Source organism: Pseudoxanthomonas sp. LjRoot204_2, assembly GCF_056175765.1.
The window spans coordinates 1-5,956 of sequence record NZ_JBGFFG010000204.1; the positions used below are offsets into that span (position 1 = coordinate 1).

Genomic DNA, 5,956 nt, shown 5'->3' on the forward strand with positions numbered 1-5,956 from the left:
CCACCAGCGGCAACCAGGCCGGGCTGCTCGGTTTCGGCGGCGACCGGCGCGCCACACGCAGTTGGCTGTGGGAGGGCTCGGCGGCGGTGCTGCTGGATCCGCGGCTGGCCGTGGGTCTCGAATACCGCCAGAAGCCGGACAACCTCGGCTTCGCCCGCGAAGACGACTGGCGCGATGTTTTCGTGGCGTGGTTCCCGAACAAGCATGTCGCGGTGGTCGGCGCGTGGGCCGACCTGGGCAGCATCGCCACACTGGACGACCAGCGCGGCGCGTACGTTTCCGTGCAGTGGAGCTTCTGACATGAAGGTCGCGCGTATCGCCACCCCCTGGGTGCTGGCCTGCCTGCTCGCCATCGCCGGGTGCGCGTCGACGCCACCGCGCGACGATGCGCTGTACCAGCAGCTGGGCCAGCGCAGCGGCATCGAAGCGCTGGTGGAGACGCTGCTGTTCCGCGTATCCGACGATCCGCGCATCGCGCATCACTTCGCCGACGTGGACATCGTCCACCTCAACGACCGGCTGGTGGAGTTCCTGTGCGTGCAGTCCGGCGGTCCGTGCCGCTACGCCGGCAAGCCGATGGTCGAAGCGCACAAGCACGTCACGGTCGATGAAGCCGACTTCAATGCGCTGGTCGAAGACCTGATGTGGGCGATGGACGAGCGCGGCCTGCCCCGCGCCACGCAGAACCGGCTGCTGCGCCGGCTGGCCGCGATGCAGCGGGACGTGGTCCGTCGGGGACCGCCGCCACCGGAAGCACCGCTGCTGCCGCAGCCCTGACCCGCCGCCCTGCGGAGTGCGCGGATTGATGCGCCGGCCGGGCGCTTTCGTCGCCGTGTCGGACATTTCGTCGCAGATCGCTGGCCCAAGGACGCCGGGGGAGCCAGCATCGGACCTCGTGATCCGCCGGATGAAGGAATCCCCCGACCATGAAGACCCTCCTCGCCCTGCTCGCCTGGTGCCTGCTGTTGGTGCTGTGCTGGCCACTCGCCCTGCTGGCGCTGTTGGCGTGGCCTTTCGTCTGGCTGCTGTCATTGCCGTTCCGGTTGCTCGGCGTGACGTTCTCGGCCCTGTTCGCTTTCCTGCACGCCTTGCTGATGTTGCCGGCCCGCCTGCTGGGCGGGCGTCCGCGCGCCACCGTGGTGGCGGCATGAGCACGTCACGCGCGCGCATCGCGAAGGTCGCGCTGTCCGGACTCGCGGGTGCGGTCCTGCTGCTGGGCGCAGTGGAATCGGCMGCCGCGGCCGACCGCACGCACGAACAGCTCACCCAGGTGGTCGATGCACTGGACAGCGCGCTGTTCGACACGTTCAACACCTGCGCCGACCCCGCCCAACTCGCCAAACATGCCGCCTACTTCGACGACGCGGTGGAGTTCTACCACGACAACGGCGGCGTCACCTGGACCCGCGACGAGATGATCGGACGCACGCGTGCCAACGTGTGCGGACAGTATCGACGCGAGCGCGTGCCGGGCACGCTGACCGTGTTCCCGATCAAGGGCTTCGGTGCCATCGCGCAGGGCACCCATCGCTTCTGCGCACGGTCGGCGACCGAATGCGCGGGCGAAGCGGATTTCGTGATGATCTGGCGCGAGCGCGACGGCCAATGGCAGGTCACCCGCGTGCTGAGCTACGCGCACCGGCAGGCCGCGCACTGAGGGCGCGCGACTTCGCACCCGCTTCACACAGCCTCCGTCACCGGCGCACGCCGGCCGTGGATCCTTTGTCCGGCATGCCCGCCGCCGACACGGAGACTGAACATGACGCACGACACCTATCGCAACGCGATCGCCTGGATACGCGTATTGCGCCCGCTCGTGTGGGGCAGCGGGGCCCTGTTGCTGCTGATGCCGTGGGTCGCCATGCGTTTCACGGACGAGGTGGCCTGGACGGGCGGCGACTTCGTGGTCTTCGGCGCAATGCTGCTGGCCGGCTGTGCCGCGTTCGAGATGACGGCGCGTGTCGCGCGCGTGCCCAGCTACCTGCTGGCAGGTGCCATCGCCGTCGGCGCCGGCTTCCTGCTGCTGTGGGCGAACCTGGCCGTGGGCATCGTCGATGAGCCGGGCCATCGCGCCAACCTGCTCTTCCTGGGCGTGCTGGTGACAGGCGTGCTGGGCGCCGGCGTTGCCAGACTGCAGGCGCGCGGGATGTCCCGTGTGCTCGTTGCGATGGCGCTGGCGCAGATGGCGGCAGGCGGCATCGCGATGGGCATGGACACGCAGGAATCACCGGCGTTCGTGCTGGCGTTCACCGCCCTGTATGTCGTCGCCTGGTTGTTGTCCGCCCTGCTGTTCCACAAGGCGGCCCGAACGCGTGCTGCCGGGTGATCAACGCGGCTTCGAGTGCCACAGCGCGTTGACGATGATCCAGCGGCTGCCGTAGCGGCCCATGTGGAAGTGATCGACGAACCACGGGGTTTCCAGCCGCACCGCGGCGGTCTCGGCGGTGACGTCGAGGATCCGGCAGCTGCGGTTCCACTGGTCCTTCGGCGTCTTCAGCACGCCTTGGCGGGTCAGGCCTACCAGTTCCTCCTTCGACATGCGGCGCAGGCCGAGCCGCTCGTCGGGCGTGTCCCCGGTAACGGCCCGCTTGGCCAGGTCGGGATGCAGCGCACGCGCCACGCGCGCCGGGTCGCCTTCCAGTTGGCCGTCGATGTAGTCGAGGCAGGTGGCTTCGATGGCGGCGAGCGTGGCGGCATCGGCGCCCGGCGGCGGCGCAGAGGCGGCCGCGGCGGCGAAGAGGAGGAAAGTCAGCGACATGGAGGTTCCTGCGAAGGGGACCCGGCGGTGGGGTCGTTCCCCGACGATACGGCAACGGCGGTGCCGGCGGGACAGGATCGCGTGTCCGTGCGGCCGCCCAGGGATCGAATGTCCGGCGCCCGGCGAATCAGGGCAGCCAGAGTTTCTCCAACTCGCGGAATCCCCATTTCTCCGGCGACTCGATGCCGACGATGCGCTCCCGGCCATCGGTCGCGGCCAGGTCGATGTCGGTCAGCAGCAGGTGCGTGCGCGACTTGGCCGAGTAGAAGGCGCGCACGCGCGGCGCGAGCAGCGTGCCGGGGTTCTGTTCCACCACCACCGCCAGGCGCTCGCTGGACAGACGGACGAGGGTTCCCACCGGGTAGATGCCCAGGCTGCGGACGAAGGCCTTCAGCAGGTCGGTATCGAAGTGTCCCTGCCAGCTGGCCATGCGCCGCAGAGATTCGCCGGGGTCCCAACCCGCTTTGTAAGGGCGGTTGGACGTGATGGCATCGTAGACGTCGCAGATGGCCCCCATGCGGGTGAGCACGGGCAAGGCGTCGCCAGGCAGGCGATTCGGGTAACCGGTGCCGTCCATCCGCTCATGGTGGTGGCGGGTGATGTGGAGCACCCCGGCCTGGGTCACGCCGCCTTCGCGCAGCAGGCGCTCGCCGTGCACCGGGTGCTGGCGGATCACGTCGAATTCGTCATCGGTCAGCTTGCCCGGCTTGTTGAGTACGTCCAGCGGCATGGCCGCCTTGCCCATGTCGTGCAGCAGGCCGCCCAGCGCGGCCTCGCGCAGATCGGCATCGGACAGGCCGATCTCGCGCCCCAGCATCACCATCAGCGCGCTGACGGCGACCGAATGCAGGTAGGTATAGCTGTCGGCGTCCTTCAATCGCGCCACGCTGACCAGGGCGGTGGGATGGCGATCGACCGAGCCGGTGATCTCCTCGATCAGCGGCAGGACATGACCGGGATCGACGCCGCGGCCCATGCGTACCTCGCGGAACATGGCCTCGACGGCATCGCGGGCCTCGCCGCAGATGCGGCGCGCACGGGCCAGTTCGGAGGCGAAATCGGGAGCGGCCTCGGGCACCAGGGTCCGGCGGCGGTCCGCTGCTGCCGGGGCATCGTCCTCGGCTCGGGTGGCAACAGTGTCGATGACGGGGGAGACCCCGTCGGCGATCGCATCCTCGCCGTCCCAGGCGCCCAACGACAGGTCGACGACCACCTGCTCCACGCCGCTGTCCTGCAGTTGCGCCAACCGCTCCTCGTCCAGCACGAACGAGGTCCTCCAGAACGGATGCTGCATCCACGGCCCGAGCAGCTTCTGTACATGCATGCCCGGCCGGAGCGCTGCGACATCGAGTGTTTTCAGCATGCACGACTCCACGGCCCCAGGTCGGTTACGCTCCGCGCTCCGGCGATGCCGGCGGGACAGGCCCGACTGCCCCGGAACCGTTATCGGCACGGGAGGCCACATGCTGAAGTCCTATGCGGGCAGTTGCCATTGCGGGGCGGTCCGGTTCGAGGCGGACATCGACCTGACCCAGCCTACCTACCGGTGCAACTGCTCCATCTGCCGGCGCAACCGGTTCTGGCCGGCCATCGTCACGCCGGACCGCTTCCGCCTGCTGGCCGGTGGCGACCAGCTGGTCGAATACCGGTTCAACGCGATGCGCCATTCCCACCATTTCTGCCGGACCTGCGGGGTGCGCCCGTTCGGGATCGGCAACGACGTCCCGGGCGGGGAGCGCATCTACGGCATCAACCTGGGATGCCTGGATGCGACGCCGGAAGAACTGGCGGCCGCACCCGTCACCTGCATCGACGGGGCGCATGACCGTTGGCAGTCGGCACCCGCGTTGACGTCTTATCTGTAGTACTTCTCACTTAGTCCGAAAAAGCCCCCGTTGCCGGCGGCGAATGCGACGCGGACTTGCCACACGCAAGTGGGCTTTTGCTAGTCTGGGTAATTGCCGCCGACCGGGTGCGAGCAGGAGTTCCACATGAGCACGCCTTCCGATTTCATGGAAAACGTTTTCAGCGACGCGCACATCCTCGGCGAGTCGCCGCTGCGACCGCGACCACACGTGGAGCTGTGCCGCCGCGGCGAGATCCGGGCGGAAAAATTCCTGGACGCCGCCACCGAGGTGTTCGCCGAGAAGGGCTACCAGCATGCTCGCCTGAGCGAGATCGTGGCGCGCGCCGGCGGATCGCTGGCCACGCTGTACCGCATCTTCGGCGACAAGGAGGGACTGGCCTGCGCCATCCTCGAGCGCCGCATGGACCTGCACATCCACGTCCTCAGCGACCTCAATCTCACCGAGCTATCGCCCGAGCAGGCGCTGCGCCGGGTGGCGATCCGGATGGCGCAGTTGATGGCCGGGCGGGATTCGCAGGTGGTGTACCGCATCGTCATCGGCGAGGGACAGTCGTTCCCCGCGTTGCGCGACTGGTTCTTCGACCACGTGGTCGCATCGATCCGGCAGACGCTGGAAGACTATTTCGCCCAGCAGGTCGCGGCCGGCCGGCTGCAGTTGCCCTCGCCGAAAGCAGCCGCGGCGCAGTTCTACATGAGCCTGTTCGGCGACCAAGTGGTCAGGCTGGCGGCGGGCAGCACCCACATGCCCGACGTCGACACGCTGGAAGCACAGGCGCTGGCCTCGGTCGACCTGTTCCTGCAGGGTGCGTTGCCACGCTGAGGGCGCCGCCCTTCACCTGTCCCTGTCGCGCCGCCTGCCAGCATCGCCGTATCGTGACGGTGCGGGGCAAGCATGGACCTGAAAAGCGGTTATCCCTTCTGGGCGGTCAGCAACGGGCTGATGCAGGCGTTTCCGCGCCTGGAGGCTGACCACCGCTGCGACGTGGTGGTGCTGGGCGGGGGCATCACCGGCGCACTGATCGCCGACGAACTGGCCACGCATGGCTTCGAGGTCGCAGTCCTCGAGCAACGCGACATCGGCTGGGGCAGCACGTCGGCCAGCACGGCGCTGCTGCAGTATGAGATCGACACCCATCTGGTCGATCTGGCGAAGCGTCACGGCGAGGCCGATGCCGCCCTCGCCTATCGCGCCTGTTCCGACGCGATCGACCAGTTGCACGGCGTCGCGTCGGCCTGGCGCGACGTGGGCTTCGCGCGCAACGCGAGCCTGTACTACGCCAGCCGACACCGCGACGTGCACGACCTCGAGGAAGAGCACGCCGCTCGGCGGC

General features: G+C 68.6%; 10 protein-coding genes. 8 read left to right on the plus strand and 2 right to left on the minus strand.

Annotation, left to right across the window (positions count from 1 at the left end):
- From AC04L7_RS10800 to AC04L7_RS10820, 5 genes are all read left to right on the plus strand, one after another.
- Positions 1-299, plus strand: a 299-nt coding sequence (locus AC04L7_RS10800; RefSeq protein ID WP_475512988.1) for a DUF3034 family protein, incomplete at its 5' end; no start/stop codon positions are given.
- 1 nt (position 300) lies between these two features.
- The gene (locus tag AC04L7_RS10805) at positions 301-777 is read left to right on the plus strand and encodes a group I truncated hemoglobin (RefSeq protein ID WP_299343121.1); all 477 of its coding nucleotides are present in this window, start codon (positions 301-303) and stop codon (positions 775-777) included.
- A gap of 149 nt (positions 778-926) precedes the next feature.
- Positions 927-1,151 (plus strand): hypothetical protein, encoded by a 225-nt coding sequence (locus AC04L7_RS10810; protein WP_296282702.1) that lies wholly within the window; start codon positions 927-929, stop codon positions 1,149-1,151.
- Complete coding sequence (locus tag AC04L7_RS10815; protein ID WP_299343119.1) at positions 1,148-1,657, plus strand: nuclear transport factor 2 family protein; 510 nt, start codon at positions 1,148-1,150, stop codon at positions 1,655-1,657. Before AC04L7_RS10810 ends, AC04L7_RS10815 begins: the two co-directional genes overlap by 4 nt.
- A gap of 102 nt (positions 1,658-1,759) precedes the next feature.
- Positions 1,760-2,326, plus strand: coding sequence for a hypothetical protein (locus tag AC04L7_RS10820; RefSeq protein ID WP_299343117.1), 567 nt, complete (start codon positions 1,760-1,762; stop codon positions 2,324-2,326).
- Here the strand turns inward: AC04L7_RS10820 and AC04L7_RS10825 are convergent, their stop codons facing one another.
- Together AC04L7_RS10825 and AC04L7_RS10830 are read right to left on the minus strand one after the other, a co-directional pair.
- Positions 2,327-2,758: a nuclear transport factor 2 family protein gene (locus tag AC04L7_RS10825; RefSeq protein ID WP_299343116.1), complete on the minus strand. Its 432-nt coding sequence runs from the start codon at positions 2,756-2,758 to the stop codon at positions 2,327-2,329.
- A gap of 127 nt (positions 2,759-2,885) precedes the next feature.
- A complete protein-coding gene (locus tag AC04L7_RS10830; protein WP_299343114.1) occupies positions 2,886-4,121 on the minus strand; it encodes an HD-GYP domain-containing protein in 1,236 nt (411 codons plus the stop codon).
- A gap of 100 nt (positions 4,122-4,221) precedes the next feature.
- Here AC04L7_RS10830 and AC04L7_RS10835 point away from each other — a divergent pair, with 100 nt between their 5' ends.
- The 3 genes from AC04L7_RS10835 to AC04L7_RS10845 form a co-directional block, all read left to right on the plus strand.
- On the plus strand, positions 4,222-4,623 hold the full coding sequence (locus AC04L7_RS10835) for a GFA family protein (RefSeq protein ID WP_435999216.1): 402 nt from the start codon (positions 4,222-4,224) through the stop codon (positions 4,621-4,623).
- A gap of 126 nt (positions 4,624-4,749) precedes the next feature.
- Positions 4,750-5,445, plus strand: coding sequence for a TetR/AcrR family transcriptional regulator (locus AC04L7_RS10840; protein WP_296282696.1), 696 nt, complete (start codon positions 4,750-4,752; stop codon positions 5,443-5,445).
- Positions 5,446-5,517: 72 nt separating this feature from the next.
- The coding region (locus AC04L7_RS10845) for an NAD(P)/FAD-dependent oxidoreductase (RefSeq protein WP_475512989.1) at positions 5,518-5,956 on the plus strand (439 nt) is incomplete at its 3' end.

Bases quoted from the DNA above. Each gene is read 5' to 3' on its own strand.
- AC04L7_RS10840 (WP_296282696.1), top strand. From the start codon at position 4,750: ATGAGCACGCCTTCCGATTTCATGGAAAACGTTTTCAGCGACGCGCAC.
- AC04L7_RS10820 (WP_299343117.1), top strand. From the start codon at position 1,760: ATGACGCACGACACCTATCGCAACGCGATCGCCTGGATACGCGTATTG.
- AC04L7_RS10830 (WP_299343114.1), bottom strand. From the start codon at position 4,121: ATGCTGAAAACACTCGATGTCGCAGCGCTCCGGCCGGGCATGCATGTA.
- AC04L7_RS10835 (WP_435999216.1), top strand. From the start codon at position 4,222: ATGCTGAAGTCCTATGCGGGCAGTTGCCATTGCGGGGCGGTCCGGTTC.
- AC04L7_RS10805 (WP_299343121.1), top strand. From the start codon at position 301: ATGAAGGTCGCGCGTATCGCCACCCCCTGGGTGCTGGCCTGCCTGCTC.
- AC04L7_RS10825 (WP_299343116.1), bottom strand. From the start codon at position 2,758: ATGTCGCTGACTTTCCTCCTCTTCGCCGCCGCGGCCGCCTCTGCGCCG.
- AC04L7_RS10810 (WP_296282702.1), top strand. From the start codon at position 927: ATGAAGACCCTCCTCGCCCTGCTCGCCTGGTGCCTGCTGTTGGTGCTG.